Here is an 18,203-nt window from a genome sequence, read left to right on the forward strand (position 1 = left end):
TCCATCGTCAGAGAGTTTCGCACAACTAACTAACATCTGTAAAGTTGGATTTAAAAGGCATTAACAACGTAAACAACTTAGACTCATGAGCGATAGCAGCATTACATCACGTCTGTACCCTACCCGCATTGACATTCCCGCCGAAGCGCGAGTACAAATAGTGGTACTTCTCAACCAAACCTTAGCGGCTACTTCGGATCTAAAAACCCAAGCAAAGCAAGCCCACTGGAATGTTAAAGGAACTGACTTCTACCAACTACACTTATTATTTGATGAACTTGCTGGGGAATTAGAAGAGTTCATCGATTTGGTAGCTGAACGTGTTACAGCTTTAGGCGGATACGCTTTTGGAACAGCCCGCGCCGCAGCTAGTAATTCAATTCTGCCAGAATATGCTTTAGATATTTTGGATGGTAAAGACCACGTAACAGCCTTATCAGATCGTTATGCACTCTATGCTAAACATCTGCGGGAAGCGATCGCTAAAACCGATGAATTAGACGATCTCGATACCGCCGATCTTTACACCGAAATTTCGCGCACCATTGACAAGCGACTCTGGTTCTTAGAAGCTCATCTGCAAGTAGCAGAAATTAAGGCAGAGAATGGCAATAGCAAAGCGGTGACTACTACAACTCAAAAGATCCCTGCTGGTGTAAAATAAGCACTTCTGAGAAAAGTAGTTTTTCTTAAATCTAATAGTATCTTTTTGGTAAGTACGTCACTTTTAAGTGCGTACTTTTCATTTATATGTATATACTTTACTATTGAAATAGTTCAAAACTAAGTCAAGAAATTCAAAAATATCTTCGACAAGCGATCCATCAAGATTAATACTTCAAGTTTAAGAAGTTATTTATTAGTGTGAATGAAAAAAGATGCTGCTTCCATTCTGATGTTTAACTCCTAACTTCTTAACTAGACACTCATTAACAAAGAGGTAAATTTATGTCTCAAAATACAATTACCCACTTAATTCACGATCGCAACGCCCGTGGTCACGCTAAAATAGGCTGGCTCGATAGTTATCACACATTTTCCTTCGGGAGTTTTTACGATCCCAACCGGATGGGATTTCGCTCTCTGCGCGTGATTAACGACGATCGCATCGCCCCAGGTGCTGGATTCCCTACCCATAGTCATCGTGACATGGAAATCCTCACTTATGTCTTAGAAGGTGCTGTAGAGCATAAAGACAGCTTGGGTACTGGTTCGGTAATTCGCCCTGGTGATGCACAGGTTATGAGCGCTGGAACTGGAATCAGCCACAGTGAATTTAATCCCTCGCCAACCGAACCACTACACTTACTACAAATCTGGATTCTTCCCGATCGAGAAGGAATAACGCCAAGATATGAACAAAAAGCTTTTCCTCTAGAAGAAAAGCGCGGCAAACTCTGCTTAATTGCTTCTAAAGATGGGCGCGATGGTGCTGTAACAATTCACCAAGATGTTGATTTATACACATCTGTTTTAGAAGATGGTGATGTTGTTAATTATCAAGTCAAAAGCGATCGCTATGCCTGGTTACAAGTAGCCCAAGGTATAGTCAATTTAAATGGTGAGGAACTCAGAGCAGGCGATGGAGTGCAAATCAACGGCGAAGAACAGCTAGAAATTAGCACCAACATTGGCGGCGAAATCTTGCTTTTCGATTTGGGTTAATATCCCATTTATCTGCGTAAAAGGCTCGTTTAAATGAGCCTTTTACTCAGAACTTTGTATTTACTTATTCATCAGCCAGAGATTTAAATCTCTGGCTAATAGTGCAAATCCACTTAAGTCGATTGAAAAGTTTTTTAATTAATAGTTTCAATAACTGAATTTTTCGCTTGCAGTTTGGACAAGATGCCAAAATCAGGCATTACTGCTTGTAACATTACCACTAGAACACTAAGGTAGTTAGAGACGAATGGTTTTTGGGAATTCTAAGAGAAAGAAAAAGTGAAGTTTCTGTTCACAATACAGTCAAACGCACTTTGTTCTATTTTCCTACCCATTAGTTTCTACTCCAGAGGTGGTTGTGGTTACGATAGCAACAGAGCAAACACTAAAACTTCCTGTTCAGTTAATTTGGACAATATGGCTAATTTGCTTATTGCCATCAGCATTAAATTTTTTGGGAGTTAGTTTTGCTTCTAGTCAGGTATACCGGAATTTAGAGGTTGTTTGTAATCCGGCTAATTCGGGTTCTTGTCAAGAAGTTATTTACCAAACATTGGCAGGAAGCTTCGTCCATACAATTTTAGAATGGAGTGCTGTCTGTACTGCCATTTTCACTATTATTCTAGCTTTTGCTCACTTCTATATAAAAAGCGATATTATTACACCAATTATTGGGGTAACTTTGTTGTGTGCTGGGCTAATAGATGCTTTCCACACCCTAGCTGCCGATAGGTTAATTGAAGCTGTTGCTGATAACAGTAAGCTCATCCCTTTTACTTGGGCACTTTGCCGACTTTGCAATGCGTTAGTGACGATAATTGGTGTCAGCATTTTTCTGATTAGCAAACCGAAAAGGTGGCAAGGCAGCATCAAGTTTATAGTTGCAGTGACTTTAGCTTTTGGGGTAGTTTGTTACGGCATAATTGCTGTTTGCGCTACTAGTCAAACCTTGCCACAAACTATCTTCCCTAACTCAATTATTACTCGACCTTGGGATATCATACCTTTGATCCTTTTTTTAGTAGCTGGTATTCTGATTTATCCAAGCTTTTGGCGCAACTATCCTAGTTTATTCTCTCACGCTCTGATAGTTAGTACTATTCCCAATGTCGCTACCCAATTTCACATGGTTTTTGGTTCAACGGCTCTGTTCGATAATCATTTTAACATTGCTCACTTTTTGAAAATTGTTGCCTATTTAGTACCCTTGGCTGGACTAATTCTGGATTACATCTACGCTCATCGTCAACTGCTAATCGCTCTCAAACAAGCACAACTTTATACAGAAGCTTGTGAAAAGGCTCAACTTGCTCAACATACACTTTCACAACTGCAACAAACCCAAGCACAAATCATTCAAACAGCAAAAATGTCTAGCTTAGGGCAACTGGTAGCAGGAATAGCCCACGAAATTAACAACCCTGTCAACTTTATCTACGGCAACCTTAACTATATAGATCAATATACTCAAAACTTAGCGGAATTAGTGATAGCTTATCAGCAGCATTATCCCAACCCACCACCATCACTTCAAAAACTACTTAACTCTATAGAAATCGACTTTATTGTACAAGACATGAGCAATATCCTTCAATCGATGCAAGTCGGTACAGAACGCATTCGGGATATTATTGTGTCACTACGAAATTTCTCCCGCTTGGATGAAGCTTCTTTTAAGAAAGCAGATATTCATTCTGGTATCGATAATACCTTGATAATTTTGCATCACCGCCTTCAGACAAAAGCAGATGCTACTGAAATTAAAATTATCAAAGAATATGGTCAATTGCCTTTGGTTCAGTGTCATGCACGAGAACTGAATCAGGTGTTTATGAATATCTTAACGAATGCGATAGATGTTTTAGAAGAGTCGATCGAAAAAATTAACGGACAACAGAAAACACCCAGCATCTGGATTCAAACTCAGTTAAAATCAGACAATCTAGTGTCTATCTCAATTGCCGATAATGGCGGGGGTATTCCCGAAGAAATTCGCTTGAAGTTGTTTGACCCATTTTTTACCACCAAGCCTGTAGGCAAAGGGACGGGACTGGGATTATTTATTAGTTATAAAATTGTTGTAGAAAAACACGGTGGCAATATTTGGTACAAATCTACACCAGATGGTGCAAAGTTTGTGATTGAGATTCCAATATACCCTGGAGAGGATGTAGTTAAAAGTGGTGATTCCCATTAAACACTCTGCTGATTCTGGAGAATTTGCCATGTCTGTTGACAAGCCACAACTCTTGGAGACGCTCCGCGTAGCTTGCTTCTCCGTAGGAGTACGTGTCTACGCCTCCGCCTCTTGTACCCAATTCCCAATAATTATTTTGTATTCCTAATAAGTAAGTGGGTCAAATTAAATATAAAACCTCACCCTTGCCTCCGGTTTCCCTCTCGGATACTTTGGAGAGGGATTGAGGGTGAGGTTTGATCTTATATTTTATTACGCCTACCTACCTACTTACTATTTAATTGTGATGATAAAATCTTTAAATCTTTTGCAAATTTTTACTATTTAATTAAATAAGATTTTGCAATAACTGGTTATTTATTGTGCCATATATCTGTCTGCTTATTCGACAAAAATAAATTCCTTAGATATAAATATTTACTAACTAGCTAATTGCTAAATATTATCAACGTTAAATATTATGAGAATATATTTACTTAGATTAAAAATGGCAGAGAAATAAGGATACCATTCTCTGCCATTCTTTATAATATTTTCAGAGTTCGTGCTGACAACTTTTTCTTTCAGTCTAGGTAGACAAATCTAGATTATGAGAGTTTTAGCTTTAAGCTGCTTGGACAAACCCTAAAGTTAAGCTGTCTTTAGCGAGGAAGTGAGACAAATGATAAGCACGTTCCTCAGTTTTCAACAAAATCTTTTCGTACAGATAGCGTGTACCCCGATCGCCTAAACTCTCTGCCTGAGCCGCTTGACGACGAATTACGCCAATAATTGCTTGTTCGGCAGCTAGGTCATTTTCCACCATTTGGCGAGAGGAATATACGCCTTCAGATTCTTGCTCAAAACAGGTTAATTCTGCTAATTTGCTAAAGGTAGCTACTGGTACACCACCTAGTCCATCCAAACGTTCTCCAATTTCATGAACGTGGTCTTGTACTTGGTTGTAGCTTTCGTTAAAAAACTCGTGCAGAGAGTAAAATTCTGAGCCTTCAACTACAAAATGATGCTTTTGGTACTGCAAGTACAGTGCCTGGAAACTAGCTAATACAACGTTAAATCCTTCTGTGACTGGAGCAGTTACACTGTGATCCAGCAAAACAGGATTGTCATATATATGACCAAAATTCCGTAACAAAGTTTGCGTTTCTGACATTGTGTTCCTCTCTTTTTAACAGTTATAGATTTTAACTGCTTATTCTCAACATATTAACATTTTAATAATAAGAGCAAGCCAATTCGCCATCACAATATTTTGTATTTTTGCTTACTAAAAATCCCAAGTTTATTGTTTGCTGAATGATGGCACGCTTATTAAGTTGCATAAATCTCTCATTAGTATTGACATTGCAGCTTAAATATGCATATTTTGCAAGATGAGCAGGGAAAGAAAATTTTACCTTATCCTTTTTGTCTCTCTCATTCCGCTCTCAATATGGAATGGCTGTAAAACTTTGATTTTTTTTCCAAAATTAATGAGAATTCTTTGCACTTAAGGTATGCTGGTTTTAAGAGGTTACACTCCTAAAACTTTCAAAAAACAGAGAGTTAATTCGCGGTAGTTACTGCAAGTTTGTTGCACTTTGAGGGCAATTCTCTTGAAATCGTTTAGTTCAGAAATAGAAAGCAACCACCTTGTAGAGGTGAATTGGGCAGATCGCTGGCAAGTCTATCAACGCCTAAAGGAGTTAGACATTCCCTGTAGTTGTACGGCTAACCAGCCATTGAAAGTTGAAATTGGCTCTCCGAGGACAGCTGTTCAACTTTGGAGTGTGATCCGGCGATTAACAGCCTCCCGTCAAGACCAGATTTGGACTCTTGAGTGCTGCTGGAAAATCGCTAACAACAGTTCTAATTTTTAGCTGCTGAGAATATCTCGCTTGATAGCTTGTAGTTAGTTAAGAGGAGTTAAAAAAAATGGGTGCATCTCACACTATGGAATCAGAATTTTGTCTTGAGGGTAGATTTATAAATTTTGTTATTAAAGATGGCTATAAGCTTAAAGGCTTAATGCTGGCGACTCATGAGGGTGAGTCTTACATTAAATTAGCTAAACATTTACGGGCTGCTTTTGACTTGCGCTTACCACCAGGGACTTGGCTACAAGTTGCTGGTTACAGAAAGCATGATTTGAAGGATGGCACAGTTACTCTGAAAGCTGAACGGGTGATGGCGGCGCGTTCTGAGATGGGGAAAGTTGGAACGATCGCACCAGTACAAGAACCCCCATCTATTGATAATGTGAAGGTAAAGCCAGCTAAGGCTAAAGCCACGATTTTGGTGTGTCAAAAGTCTGATTGTATGAAACGCGGTGGTAAAGAACTTTGTCAGGCGTTGGAGGCAGCTTTAAGCGATCGCGGTTTAGAAGACCAAGTTACAATCAAAGGCACTGGTTGTATGAAAAATTGCAAAGCTGGGCCAAATCTAGTTATGCCAGATAAAACTCGCCATAGCCGAATTCAAGCAGGACTTGTTCCCGCATTGATGGATAACCATTTTGGTGACAAGAATTTATCAGCACAGCCAGAGAATTTAAGGGAAGTGACGATATCTAATGGCAAGCTTTGGGGAAATAATTCATAAAATCTTGACATTTCGATGAAAAAGCTTCACAATATCTTCTCAAGTGTGTTCTGTTAAGACTCGGCTGTAAAATCTACTAGAAGTTTGCAATAAAATCAAAAAACTGGCTTTCATTAAGGCCAGTTTTTTGATTGAATAGGATTTTTGTTAAGCAATTTTTAACCGGGATGCTCCGGTAATTTGCAAAAAGTCAAGGGAATGTGGTTGATTGGTGAGTACGTAGATGTAAAGAGACTTGTAGTTAGACATCGCTTACAGTTAAAGCGTTCATCATCAATCACTTAAAAATAAATGCCACATATCCCTAATTGGGTATACATCGTTTTTTTTACACTTATTAACATAGTCATGATTTTTCTATTCCGTCATGACTGGAATCGCCTCGCTAAACTCTACTGCACCAAAGAAGCGCCACCACAAAACTTTTACCGGATGCAAAGCGGTTCTGTGGGTTTGGTTCACTATAAAGGGACTTTAAATATTGGTATAACTTCTGAAGGGATTTATCTAAGTATTTTCTTCTTGTTTCGCTTCGGACTTACGCCATTGTTGATTCCCTGGAGTGCCATCAGGAAAATTGAGCCTGCTAACCAACTATTTTTTGAGCGTTTTCGTTTGTATCTTATAGGACTCATATTTGATTTTTGAAATATACGTAGGGTGTGTTAGCGAAGCGTAACGCACCATCTGAAGGCTTTGGTACGTTACGCACTCCGTCCTAATGCACCCTACAGGTACTTAGATTTTTTCAAGAATCAAATCAGACTCCTATAGTTCGCCAAAAGTCACTTTGATTTTAAGCAAAGATATTTTGGAATCAGGGAAAGAATTTTTAGCCACACAGGGGTTTGAGTGGATTTAGATAATTCCCTTTTTTACCTGGCAAATGCCATTTTTGATTGTGTACATCCTAGAGATGAAGCAAGCTATGTGTAGTGTCTCATTTAAATGCATATCTGTGCCAGAGGTTGAAATCTCAGGCTCATAATGCAAGTCCATTTGAGTGGACTTGCATTATGAGAGAGGAAATTGATTAGCAGTTTGTTGTTGAGATTCTTGGGTTTTCTGGAGGGTAGGTTGAGAATTACATGATTTAGTTAGAGAAGACTGCAACAACTGGCGGATGGATGTAGCTTCCTTATGGTCAGGCGAGACAGTTAAAAATTCATTTAGGTCTTGGATAGCTTCACCAATAGATTCTGAAGAAGCACCCTTTGATAAGGCATAGCGATATAAGTGGTCTGCTTGTTGAGTGTATTGAGCAGCCAAACAGTAAAGGGCTAAATTAAAGGCATTACGCCAGTCTTTAACATTTTTTTTGCAATGCTCTGTAGTAAGCTTGATGGCAGGCACTAGTACAGTTCGTGCTTTGTCTGGTTGGTTAACAGCTAAGTATACTAAAGCGTGATTATACATAGCATCTTCATAACGTTTTTCCTCATCAGCTTTTAACCCATTTGCTAATTGCTTACCCCAATACTTAACTTCAGCAGAATCCCCATCTTTACCAGCTTGAAGCATTGTTTTTGCATATTGTTGGGCAAAAATGGGTTGATTTTTGAGTAGAACCAGAAATTCCTTAAGAGCTACAAGTAAATTCCTTTGCGGTGACTGACATAACTTATGGTACAACACGTTTAATGTGTGACTTTGCCAGCTAGGATCGCGCTGTTTGTTATCTTCCTCTAATTGCAAATCATTCCGTAAGTTGTCATAATATTTTGCCAACTTATTATGTATATCAGCCCAACCTTGCGGGGATGAAAGGCGCTTGTGGCATAACATTTGGGTTTTGACGACATCATGATAAACCCAGCCGTTGCTATGTTCGTTGACAAAGGATGTTTCTTTGAGCCAAGTAAATAGCTCATCAGCTTCTTCTTCTGTTCTTAACTGGGCTATAATATCCCGGTTCAAGCACCGAGGAATGGCAGCATCAAGCACCACTTGTCGCCGTTTGGGATCGTCAATCCATCTTAAAAAGCTTTTTACAGCACTGCTGCTAGGCTCAATTACTTGGTTAGGGTCATTGGGATGAGCATCTGCTAGCATTTCTATTAGCAGGGGTAAGTTTCCAGAAAGATTTAAAATCACTTCAATAATGTGCTTGTCTGTAATGCCTTTGCGAGTTAGATATTGTTGGGCTTCTTCTTCTGTAAAGGGTTCCAGATGCAAACGAATTATTGATCCTTCGTAAGATGCCCAGTCATTTTTATCTAATTCTTGCCGACTGGCAATAGTTATCAATATATTGGGAGATACTTCACCGTGGCGACCCTCTAGAATCTCTCGCAGCCAGTTATCTAGAAATTCTCCGGTGCGTTCTGAGGTATCGAAAAACAGGACAACAGGAATTTTATCAGCAATTTTAGAAATATCTTGCAAAAATAGCGGGGTCAGAACTTCTTTAGGTTGTTTAACTAAATGTACCTCATCTTTATTGGTTATTTTCTTAGCAACATAAGATGCCCATTCTCCAGCTTGGTTAGCCAAAGCATCCCCATCTATAACATCAAATACAGCACCACCAACGGGAGCTAGACGCGCCAGATGCACACCAGTTTTTACGATACTTTTCCCGACAAAAGCACTAAAGCCTTGAGGAGCATCTGGATCTGTTTCTAATTCTTGGCACTTTTGGCAGTAAACTTTGTAGCGATCGCTAAACTGCGTTAGTCTGTAACCTTGCTGTTCTAACTCCTCAGCTATACGCCCCATGACTTCTGGTATAGTTTTTTCAGCTTCATCAATGTAAGCCGAAATCATTTTTGCTTCGTCAGTAATTTTCCGAAACTGCCGCAGCAAGGTAGTTTTACCAACTCCGCCTTGACCACAAACATTAAACAGAAAACAATGGCGATTGTCTTCTAGGGATAAAGCTAAATTTTGGCTAAATCGGTTTATTTGGTCTTCACGTCCCACAAAATTTGATTGTTGACGTTGCTTAATAATATCTTGTAAACTTTTAGGCTTGTTTTGTGTATTCATAACAAGATTCAATTTTGAGGCGCTAATTTATCTAAAAAGAACTACTAAATAAACAAGGTGTATTTCGGAATTTATTAAATTTTTTTTAAGTAATTTTTATGCATTGAGCTTCTGAGGTTCGATGTTGACCTTCCGAGGCTCAATGTTGACCTTTCGAGGCTCGATGTTAACCTTCCGAGGTTCGATGTTGACCTTCTGAAGCTCGATGTTGACCTTCTGAGGCTCGACTTTGACCTTCTGAGGCTCGATGTTGACCTTCTGAGGCTCGATGTTGATCTTCCGAGGCTCGACGTTGATCTTCCGAGGCTCGACGTTGATCTTCTGAAGTTTTAACGAAAGTACCAGATATTGAATCGGAATCTTACGATCGCTTACCTACAGCTTAATAACAAAGCGATCGCTTACAGTCTCTCATTAGAAGGGCAAAGTTGTAAAAGCGATCGCTTAATATTTGTAGTAGAAATTACATAACCTCAGTTAGAGAAGACTGCAACAACTGTCGCATGGATGTAGCTTGCACATGGTCAGGGAAGACAGTTAAAAAGTCATTCAGGTCTTGGACTGCTATACGGATACGCTCTAAGGAAGCACCTTGAGATATGGTATGCCGATATAACTGCTCTGCTGGTTGATTATATTGAGCAGCCAAATAATAAAGAGCTAAGTTAAAGCTATTACGCCAGTTTTTAGAATCTTTTTCGTAATACTCTTTAGCAAGCTTCATAGCAAGCGCCAAGTCAGCCCGTGCTTTGTCTGGTTGGTTAAGGGCTAGGTAAGTTAAAGCTCGCTCATACAAATACCAATCATCTTGGTAATTTCGGCTAAGTACAATAGTGTGGTCTAAATATTGCGGTGCTTCATGGTAGCGCTGCATTCGTTGGTAAATAAAACCCCTAAATCCCGTGGCTGGTGTCCATTGGAAATTACCGTCAAGTTCAATGGCACGGTTAAAGTCTTCCAATGCCTCATTATAGAGTTGCATATAGCGATAAGTATCACCTCTACTGCCAATCGCCCATTGATAATTCGGGTCAATTTTAATGGCGCGGTTTAAGTCTTGCAGTGATTCTGAGTAACGCTGCATAAAGCGGTAAGTTACACCTCTATGTGCTAGCGCCCATTGGTCATTAGGGTCAAGTTGAATGGCGCGGTTTAAGTCTTGCAGTGCTTCTTGGTAGCGTTTCATTAGGCGGTAAGCGATACCCCGAGTGGCGATCGCCCATTGATAATTTGGGTTAAGCTCAATAACACAGTTAAAGTCTAGTAGTGCTTCTTGGTAGCGCTGCATTTGGCAGTAAGTAATACCTCGAACTGTTAAATATTCAACTTCTTCAGGTACTAACTTTGTCGCCTGGGTTAAATCTTCCAAAGCTTTTGAGTATTGATTAGATTGAGAGTAAATATAACTACGCCAATCTAACGCTACTGCACGCCATTTGTCCTCAAGACTAGCATCACTTAACAGTGTTGTGAGCATTTCAGCCGCAGCTTCATAACGTTTGTCTTCATAGGCTTTTAACCAATTGGCTAGTTGCTCACCCCAACGTTGAACTTCAGCAGAATCGACATCTTTACCAGCCTGAAGCATTGTTGCTGCCCAAAATTGGGCAAAAGTTAGTTGATTTTTGAGAGCAGCAAGGAATTCATTGAGAGCTATAGGTAAGTACTTTTGTGGTGATTGGCATAAGCGGTGATACAAAACGTTGAGCTTATGACTTTGCCAAGTTTGATCTCCCCAGGCTTTGATTTCATCCAATTGCAGATCATTTCGCAAGCTGTCATAATATTCTGCCAATTTGCTATGCAGATCAGCCCAACCTTGCGGCGATGAAAGACGCTTGTGGCGTAACATTTGCGTTTTAACCACATCATGATAAGCCCACCCGTCAGTACGTTCGTTAACAAAAGATGTTTCTTTTAACCAATTAAATAGCTCATCTGCTTCTTTTTCTCCTCTCAACTTGGCTATAACATCCCGATTCAAACACCGAGGAATGGCAGCATCAAGAGCAACTTGTCGCCGTTTGGGGTCATCAATCCATTTTAAAAAGCGTTCTACAGCACTGCTGCTAGGTTCAAATACTTGGTTTGGGTCATTGGGATGAGCATCTGCTAGCATTCCCACTAGCAGGGGTAAGTTTCCAGAAAGGCGCAAAATCACTTCAATAATGCGGTTGTCTGTAATGCCTTTGCGAGTTAGATATTGTTGGGCTTCTTCTTCTGTAAACGGTTCCAGAGGAAAACGAACTATTAACCCTTCGTAAGGTGTCCAATGATTTTTATCTAATTCTTGGCGACCGGCGATAGTTATCAATATATTGAGAGATACTTCACCGTGGCGACCATCCAGAATCTCTCGCAGCCAGTTATCTAGAAATTCTCCAGTGCGTTCATAAGTATCAAAGAACAAAACAACAGCAGTTTTTTCGGCAATTTTAAAAATATCTTGCAAAAATAACGGAGTCAGGACTTCTAGTGGTTCTTGAACTAAGCGCACCTCATCTTTATTTGTGATTTTCTTAGCAACATAAGATGCCCATTCTCCGGCTTGGGTAGCAAAAGCATCCTCATCTACAAAATCAAATACAGCACCACCAACGGGAACACGACGCGCTAAACGCACACCTGTTTTAAAGACGGTTTTGCCTACGAAAGCGGAAAAACCTTGGGGAGCATCTGGATCGGTTTCTAATTCTTGACGCTTTTGGCGGTAAACTTTGTAGCGTTCTGTAAACTGCGTTAGTTTGTGACCTTGCCGTTCTAACTCTTCAGCTAGACGACCCATGACTTCTGGTATAGTTTTTTCAGCTTCATCAATGTAAGCGGAGATAATTTTTGCTTCTTCAGCAATTTTCCGAAATTGTCGTAACAGAGTACTTTTGCCAACTCCACCTTGACCCCAAACGTTATACAAAAAACGACGGCGAGTGTCTTGTACATGCAATGCCAGATTTTGGCGAAATTGATTGGTTTGGTCTTCACGACCCACAAAACCTAATTGCTGTCGTTGCTTAATAATATCTTGTAGGTTCTTGGGCTTGTTTTGTGGGTTCATTACAAGATTCAATTTTAAGATGCTAATGCTTACAGAATAACTACTAAATATACAAAGTGTATTTTGAAATTTATGAAATTTTTTGGGGTAATTTATTATGAATTGACCTTATGAGGCTCGATGTTGACCTTTTGAGGCTCAATGTTGACCTTCGGAGGCTCGACGTTGACCTTCTGAGGTTCAATGTTGACCTTCGGAGGGTCGACGTTGACCTTCTGAGGCTCGATGTTGACCTTCTGAGGCTCGATGTTGACCTTCTGAGGCTCGACGTTGACCTTTTGAGGCTTAACGTTGACCTTCTGAGGCTCGGCGTTGACCTTCTGAGGCTCAAAAATGCCTTGGCGACTTAGCGCTTATCGCTGGAGTCTAATATGGATCTAACCCCCAGCCCCTTCCCTACAAGGGAAGGGGAGTAAGATTTAAAGCCTCTCGCCTTGTAGGGGAGAGGTTTGGAGAGAGGTCAAAGTCTATTTTAGATAAACGAGATGCGCTATAGAAATCGCGGCTACACTAGACTTTACCCGCCTACGCGGGTTTCAAGAATCTTTGGATATAAAACGCGAAAAGGGCATAACATTGTTATGCCCCTACAAATTATGTGTATTTTAGTAAGTTTACAAGTGGTATGATTACCTGTTTTAAACTTTAGCTAACTGGGACTTCGGGTTGCTTTTTCTTAGAACGGCGGTTAAACCTGCGTCCCATCTCATCTATGACTCCATCTAAACCAGTGACATCACCGCTAGCTTTGGCATAGCTATAAACTGCTAATGCTGCTGCATAAGCTTCGCTGGCAGAGGCTATACAGGTATCATCTACCAGTTCTTGCAGTTGGGTTAGAGACAAAAACACTGGATACAACGATTCAAATAGCGCTAAATCTCGGCGCATCTCTTCTAAATCAAAAGAACGGGGCAAAAAGTTAGGATTCTGTGTCGCCACTTCTAAGGCTTTGCTGACGAAAGCCCGACTTTTATCTCCCATCTTCAACATTGTTCGCCGTTCTTCGGGGGTCAAATCAACCAAAAACGGTAACTTTTCTTTAATTGTAGCGATCGCTTGCATGACTGCTTCTTTATCGGCTGGGGATAAGGTGGCACTGATGCGATTATCTGCCATTTTTAATACTCCTTTAGGGTACTTAATTTCAGTATTCCCAAAGTTATAGAGGCGATCGCTATTGTTAACTGATTAATAATGAGTTGCTGACTTGCGATGATGCACGGCTGTAATGCCGTCATTATCTAACAATTTGCCATTCTCGATAGTTGCATAAACTAGCCAATGGTCGCCAGATTCCATCCGGTTTTGTACGGAACATTCCAGATATGCTAAGGCATCGGTAAGTATGGGAGAACCGTTTTCAGCAACTTCTGCGGCGATATCGGCAAATCGGTCTTGTCCTGGGCCGAAGGGTTTGAGGAAGTGCTTCATTAATCCCAAATGATTCCCTTCTTTAAGGATATTGAGGACAAATTTGTTTCCTGTGTGCGTCAGTGTTTCTACTGCCCGCTCTTTAGCGACGGCTATAGTTAAACCAGGGGGATTAAAGCTAGCTTGAGCTACCCAGGAGGCTAACATGGCACTGGAGCGATCGCCTTCTTTTGCTGTCATAACGCACAAAGAACCGACAATCCGACCAACTGCTTGTTCTACAGTAGTAGCAGGTTGACTTGGCAATCGAACTTTTCTAGCTTTTTTCAATGCTTGGGCAAAGTCAGTTCCGGCTTCTTCACACAATTGTAAAGTGGCATCGTCGGGTTTGAATTTTACGCGGATGGTATCAAAACCAAACCGATAGCCAGCATCTTTTAATTTAGCTTCAATTAAATCAACCGCTTCCCCACTCCAGCCAAAGGAACCAAAAACACCAGTAAGTTTATTATTAGTCGCGGTAGATAACACAATTCCTAAGGCTGTTTGCACGGGTGTAGGTGCATGACCGCCGAGAGTTGGAGAACCGATGATGAAACCACCGGCTTTTTCCACAGCCGCCCGGATTTCTTCTGGTTCGGTAAATTCGCAGTTAATCGATTCTACAGCAACGCCAGCTTTGGTGATGCCACGAGCGATCGCTTGGGCTAATGTGGCTGTATTTCCATAAGCTGATGCATAAATTAACGCCACTGTCAAATCAGCAGATGTTTGCTGTTGACTCCATTCTCGGTAAGCTTTGGTCAATTCAATTAAGCCATAACGCACCAAAGGCCCGTGTCCAGTGGCATACATTCGCACGGGAAAATCGGCTAGTTTATCCAACGCTGTTTCTACTTGACGGGCGTGGGGAGCCATGAGGCAATCAAAATAATAGCGCCGATCTTCGTTATATACTTCCCAACCTTCATCAAATACCTGATCTCCACAAACATGCGCCCCAAATAACTTATCTGTGTACAGAACTTCTGTTTGCGGATCGTAGGTGCAAAGTTGATCTGCATAGCGCGGGTTAGGGGTGGGAATAAATTGTAAATTATGCCCGTTACCCAAATCTAGGATTTCTTCGCCCCGCATGACCAGAATTTGCAAATCTGGATTTTCCAGCGCACTACGTAAATTTATCGCCCCTGGATTAGAACAGACAAAGGTAATTTGCGGAGCAATTTCTAATAAAGCTTTTAAAGTTGCAGCGCGGTTAGGATTTATGTGTCCCAAAATTACATAATCTAAGTCTTCCAGATGGAAACGCTGCTGTAAGGCTTCTAAATAAATGTCCGTAAACGTTTCCCCTGGAGGGTCAATGATGGCAGTTTTATCGCTTTCGATTAAATAAGAGTTAGCTGTTGTACCCTTAGCAAGAGCATATTCAATTTCAAATCTGAGCCTTGACCAACTGCGCGATCGCAGTATTCTTGTATCTGTCGCTATTGGATAAACTTGAACATCACGGGGTTTATTTGTTGACATAGCTTTATGGGGGATTGGGTACTGGTGATTGGGGATTGGGGATTGGGTACTGGTGATTGGGGACTGGGGATTGGGTATTTAGAAAACTTTTCCCCAGTTCCTAGTCCTCAGTTCCTAGTCCCTAGTCCCCTCCCTAGTTCCTAGTCCCCCAGTCCCTAATAGTGGTTTCCAACTTTGCGATGATGTACAGCAGTTAAAGCATCGGGTTTAGAAACTCGTCCGGCGTAAACGGTGCTGTATACTGCCCAATGATCGCCGCAATCCATTCTACTGACGACTTCGCACTCCATGTAGGCGAGGGCATCGTTGAGGATCGGCGCACCATTTTCGGCTGGCTGGGTTCTCACACCTTGAAAGCGATCGGCACCAGGGGCGAATCGTTTCAAAAAGTGCTTCATAAGTGGTTGGAAATTGCCTTCTTCTAAGATGTTGAGAACAAAGCGATCGCCTACTTGCATGAGTGATTCAATTGCCCGATCTTTGGCGACTGCAATGGAAAATCCCAAGGGTTTGAAGCTGGATTGAGCAACCCAGGAGGCTAACATGGCACTGGATACATCACCTTTTTTGGCAGTAATAATATAGAGTCCGCCGCTAAGTCTACCAAGGGCTTTATCTAAGTCAGCACCAAGGGATTTCATCGCTTTGATGCTGCGATCGCGTGTTACCCATTGAGCTAAGTCTGTACCTGCTTCTTCACACAACTTGTAGGTATTTTCTGTAGGCGCTTCTTTAATCCGAATCGCTGGAAAAACTGTTGCCAAACCCAAATTACGGAATTTACTCACTAAAGGATCTATCGGCTCATCATCGCCACCGCCACTTTCAAACACGCCGATGGCTTGCTTTTCTTTGGCAGATCCTAAAACTGTGCTGAGTGCAGATTGGATACTCGCAGCCCCAGAAGCCGGAGGTAGACCAACGATTAGTCCAGCACATCGGCTTACTAGTTCCCGCAGTTCTTGTAAATCGACTTCAGATCCCAAATCGACAATTTCCACGGCGACACCGGTTTTACCGATACCGTTGGCAATTGCTTGGGCGAGGCGATCGCTATATCCGTATTCGGAAACGTAAAATATCCCAATTATGGTTTCTGGCTTGGCTTGGGCTTGACTCCAAGCGCGGTAACGTCCAACTAATTCCTGAACATTGTGAGATAATAATGGGCCGTGTCCTGTGGCAATCATACTGATGGTTTTCAGTTCCGCCATGCGTTTAAGGGCAGACAAAACTGACCGAGCATTCGGCCCCATCAAGCAATCGTAGTAGTAATGAAAATCTTCTTCGATCGCTGCTAAGTCTTCATCAAAGGTGCTATCTGAGCAATAGTGCAACCCAAAAGCGTCGCAGGTGTAGAGAGTTTTGGTTTTGTGGTCGAAGCTGAAAATGGTATCCGGCCAATGTAAATTTGGGGCAATCACGAATTCAAATTCATGACCATTGCCCAAATCTAAGCGATCGCCATTTTTCACAATCCGCCGTTTGAATGGCTGATGTACGAAATCCTCAAGAAACTGAATCGCCACCTTAGAACCGACAACAGTAATTTCTGGAGCTATTTGCAGCAAATCTTTAACTAAACCGCTATGGTCTGGCTCGGTATGGCTGATAATTAAATAATCAATATCTGTTGGCTTGATTAGTCCAGTGAGCGTATCAAAATATAGTTGACGAAACTTTTCGTGAGAGGTATCAACTAAGGCTGTCTGCTCCCCACGAATAAGAAACGAGTTATAAGTAGTACCGTTTTGCAACCCAAACTCAATATCGAAGCGATCGCGATCCCAGTCCAAAGAGCGAATAGCCGTCGTCTCTTGACCGATTTCCACAGTCTGTATGGTGAGCCGTTTTTCAGTTTTTTCGGTGAGCGCTACCATAACTCCCTCCTTGATACAATGAGTATTTGTTCCTCTAGGTTTATTGTTACACGGGATGAATGTTAATTTTTATTAAAAAACATATAACTAACTTAAAAAAGTTAAAAGTGTGAAACCGCAGAGGCACAGAGAGGAAATTTGGCTAGGGTTGGAAATTGGTAATTCCCGACTGCATTGGGCGTTGTTTGTTGGCGAGACACTTTACTTAGCTTGGGATACTGACTATCTTCCTGAGTCTGTTGTACAACAGTTGGCTGAATGTCAAACCCTGAATGATTTACTAGAGAAAATTTTTCCACAAGGTGAATTTTTCACAAACACTCTGCCCCTTTGCCGTCTTTTCGTCGCCTCCGTAGTTCCTAGTCAAACTGCTATTTGGCAAACTTACCCAAATACTCATGTTATTACATTAGACCAAGTACCACTAAAAGGTGTTTATCCCACACTAGGAATTGACCGCGCTTTAGCTTTGTGGGGTGCGGGGAAAATGTGGGGTTTTCCCATGTTGGTAATTGATGCTGGCACAGCGTTAACTTTTACAGCTGCGGATGCTAATGAGTCTCTAGTTGGAGGGGCAATTTTGCCGGGGCTAGGCTTACAATTTACAACTCTCAATCAACAAACAGGACAATTACCATTAGTAGAAACGCGAGATTTTGTGTCTCTACCACCGCGTTTTGCTCTTAATACTACAGAAGCTATTCAAAGTGGAGTTATTTACACATTAATAGCTGGGATTAAAGATTTTATTGAAGCGTGGTTGCAATTATTTACTAATGGGAAAATTGCGATTAAAGGGGGCGATCGCACTTTATTAATGAACTATCTGCAAGCCTTATATCCTGAAATTGCGGCACATTTAATTTTGGAAGCAAATTTAGTTTTCTGGGGAATGTGTAAATTAGTAAAACTGCTCTAAGTTAGACCCAGAGCA

Annotated in this window: 15 protein-coding genes; 9 read left to right on the plus strand and 6 right to left on the minus strand. The window is 41.2% G+C overall.

Annotation, left to right across the window (positions count from 1 at the left end; all coding sequences use genetic code 11):
- Positions 1–85: 85 nt before the first annotated feature.
- From dps to V7K38_RS17430, 3 genes are all read left to right on the plus strand, one after another.
- Complete coding sequence (gene dps / locus V7K38_RS17420; RefSeq protein ID WP_334859613.1) at positions 86–664, plus strand: DNA starvation/stationary phase protection protein Dps; 579 nt, start codon at positions 86–88, stop codon at positions 662–664.
- 284 nt (positions 665–948) lie between these two features.
- Positions 949–1,665: a pirin family protein gene (locus V7K38_RS17425; RefSeq protein WP_334859615.1), complete on the plus strand. Its 717-nt coding sequence runs from the start codon at positions 949–951 to the stop codon at positions 1,663–1,665.
- 358 nt (positions 1,666–2,023) lie between these two features.
- On the plus strand, positions 2,024–3,862 hold the full coding sequence (locus tag V7K38_RS17430) for an ATP-binding protein (RefSeq protein ID WP_334859616.1): 1,839 nt from the start codon (positions 2,024–2,026) through the stop codon (positions 3,860–3,862).
- A gap of 604 nt (positions 3,863–4,466) precedes the next feature.
- On the opposite strand, the gene V7K38_RS17435 is transcribed toward V7K38_RS17430, so the two are convergent.
- Positions 4,467–5,015 (minus strand): Dps family protein, encoded by a 549-nt coding sequence (locus tag V7K38_RS17435; protein WP_334859617.1) that lies wholly within the window; start codon positions 5,013–5,015, stop codon positions 4,467–4,469.
- A gap of 442 nt (positions 5,016–5,457) precedes the next feature.
- Between V7K38_RS17435 and V7K38_RS17440 the strand changes: the two genes are divergently transcribed.
- The 3 genes from V7K38_RS17440 (at position 5,458) to V7K38_RS17450 (ending at position 7,090) form a co-directional block, all read left to right on the plus strand.
- A complete protein-coding gene (locus V7K38_RS17440; protein ID WP_334859619.1) occupies positions 5,458–5,721 on the plus strand; it encodes an Asr1405/Asl0597 family protein in 264 nt (87 codons plus the stop codon).
- 55 nt (positions 5,722–5,776) lie between these two features.
- Positions 5,777–6,442, plus strand: coding sequence for a (2Fe-2S) ferredoxin domain-containing protein (locus tag V7K38_RS17445; RefSeq protein ID WP_334859621.1), 666 nt, complete (start codon positions 5,777–5,779; stop codon positions 6,440–6,442).
- Between the two features lie 348 nt (positions 6,443–6,790).
- Positions 6,791–7,090 (plus strand): hypothetical protein, encoded by a 300-nt coding sequence (locus V7K38_RS17450; RefSeq protein WP_334859622.1) that lies wholly within the window; start codon positions 6,791–6,793, stop codon positions 7,088–7,090.
- Between the two features lie 366 nt (positions 7,091–7,456).
- Here the strand turns inward: V7K38_RS17450 and V7K38_RS17455 are convergent, their stop codons facing one another.
- On the minus strand, positions 7,457–9,430 hold the full coding sequence (locus V7K38_RS17455) for an ATP-binding protein (protein ID WP_334859624.1): 1,974 nt from the start codon (positions 9,428–9,430) through the stop codon (positions 7,457–7,459).
- A 348-nt stretch (positions 9,431–9,778) separates the two neighbouring features.
- On the opposite strand from V7K38_RS17455, the gene V7K38_RS17460 reads away from it, so the two are divergent.
- On the plus strand, positions 9,779–9,901 hold the full coding sequence (locus V7K38_RS17460) for a hypothetical protein (RefSeq protein WP_334859626.1): 123 nt from the start codon (positions 9,779–9,781) through the stop codon (positions 9,899–9,901).
- On the opposite strand, the gene V7K38_RS17465 is transcribed toward V7K38_RS17460, so the two are convergent.
- A complete protein-coding gene (locus V7K38_RS17465; RefSeq protein ID WP_334859628.1) occupies positions 9,894–12,485 on the minus strand; it encodes a tetratricopeptide repeat protein in 2,592 nt (863 codons plus the stop codon). The two genes, V7K38_RS17460 and V7K38_RS17465, sit on opposite strands and share 8 nt — an antisense overlap.
- A 110-nt stretch (positions 12,486–12,595) precedes the next feature.
- Between V7K38_RS17465 and V7K38_RS17470 the strand changes: the two genes are divergently transcribed.
- Positions 12,596–12,835: a hypothetical protein gene (locus V7K38_RS17470; RefSeq protein WP_334859629.1), complete on the plus strand. Its 240-nt coding sequence runs from the start codon at positions 12,596–12,598 to the stop codon at positions 12,833–12,835.
- A 295-nt stretch (positions 12,836–13,130) separates the two neighbouring features.
- Here V7K38_RS17470 and V7K38_RS17475 read toward each other — a convergent pair whose 3' ends face one another.
- The 3 genes from V7K38_RS17475 to V7K38_RS17485 form a co-directional block, all read right to left on the minus strand.
- On the minus strand, positions 13,131–13,604 hold the full coding sequence (locus tag V7K38_RS17475; protein ID WP_334859631.1) for a hypothetical protein: 474 nt from the start codon (positions 13,602–13,604) through the stop codon (positions 13,131–13,133).
- Between the two features lie 72 nt (positions 13,605–13,676).
- Positions 13,677–15,389, minus strand: coding sequence for a diflavin flavoprotein (locus V7K38_RS17480; protein WP_334859633.1), 1,713 nt, complete (start codon positions 15,387–15,389; stop codon positions 13,677–13,679).
- A 155-nt stretch (positions 15,390–15,544) separates the two neighbouring features.
- Positions 15,545–17,269 (minus strand): diflavin flavoprotein, encoded by a 1,725-nt coding sequence (locus tag V7K38_RS17485; protein ID WP_334859634.1) that lies wholly within the window; start codon positions 17,267–17,269, stop codon positions 15,545–15,547.
- A gap of 109 nt (positions 17,270–17,378) precedes the next feature.
- Here V7K38_RS17485 and V7K38_RS17490 point away from each other — a divergent pair, with 109 nt between their 5' ends.
- Complete coding sequence (locus tag V7K38_RS17490; RefSeq protein WP_334859636.1) at positions 17,379–18,188, plus strand: pantothenate kinase; 810 nt, start codon at positions 17,379–17,381, stop codon at positions 18,186–18,188.
- Positions 18,189–18,203: the final 15 nt, after the last annotated feature.

It is taken from the genome of Nostoc sp. (genome assembly GCF_036917465.1).
Classification (GTDB): Bacteria; Cyanobacteriota; Cyanobacteriia; order Cyanobacteriales; family Nostocaceae; genus Nostoc.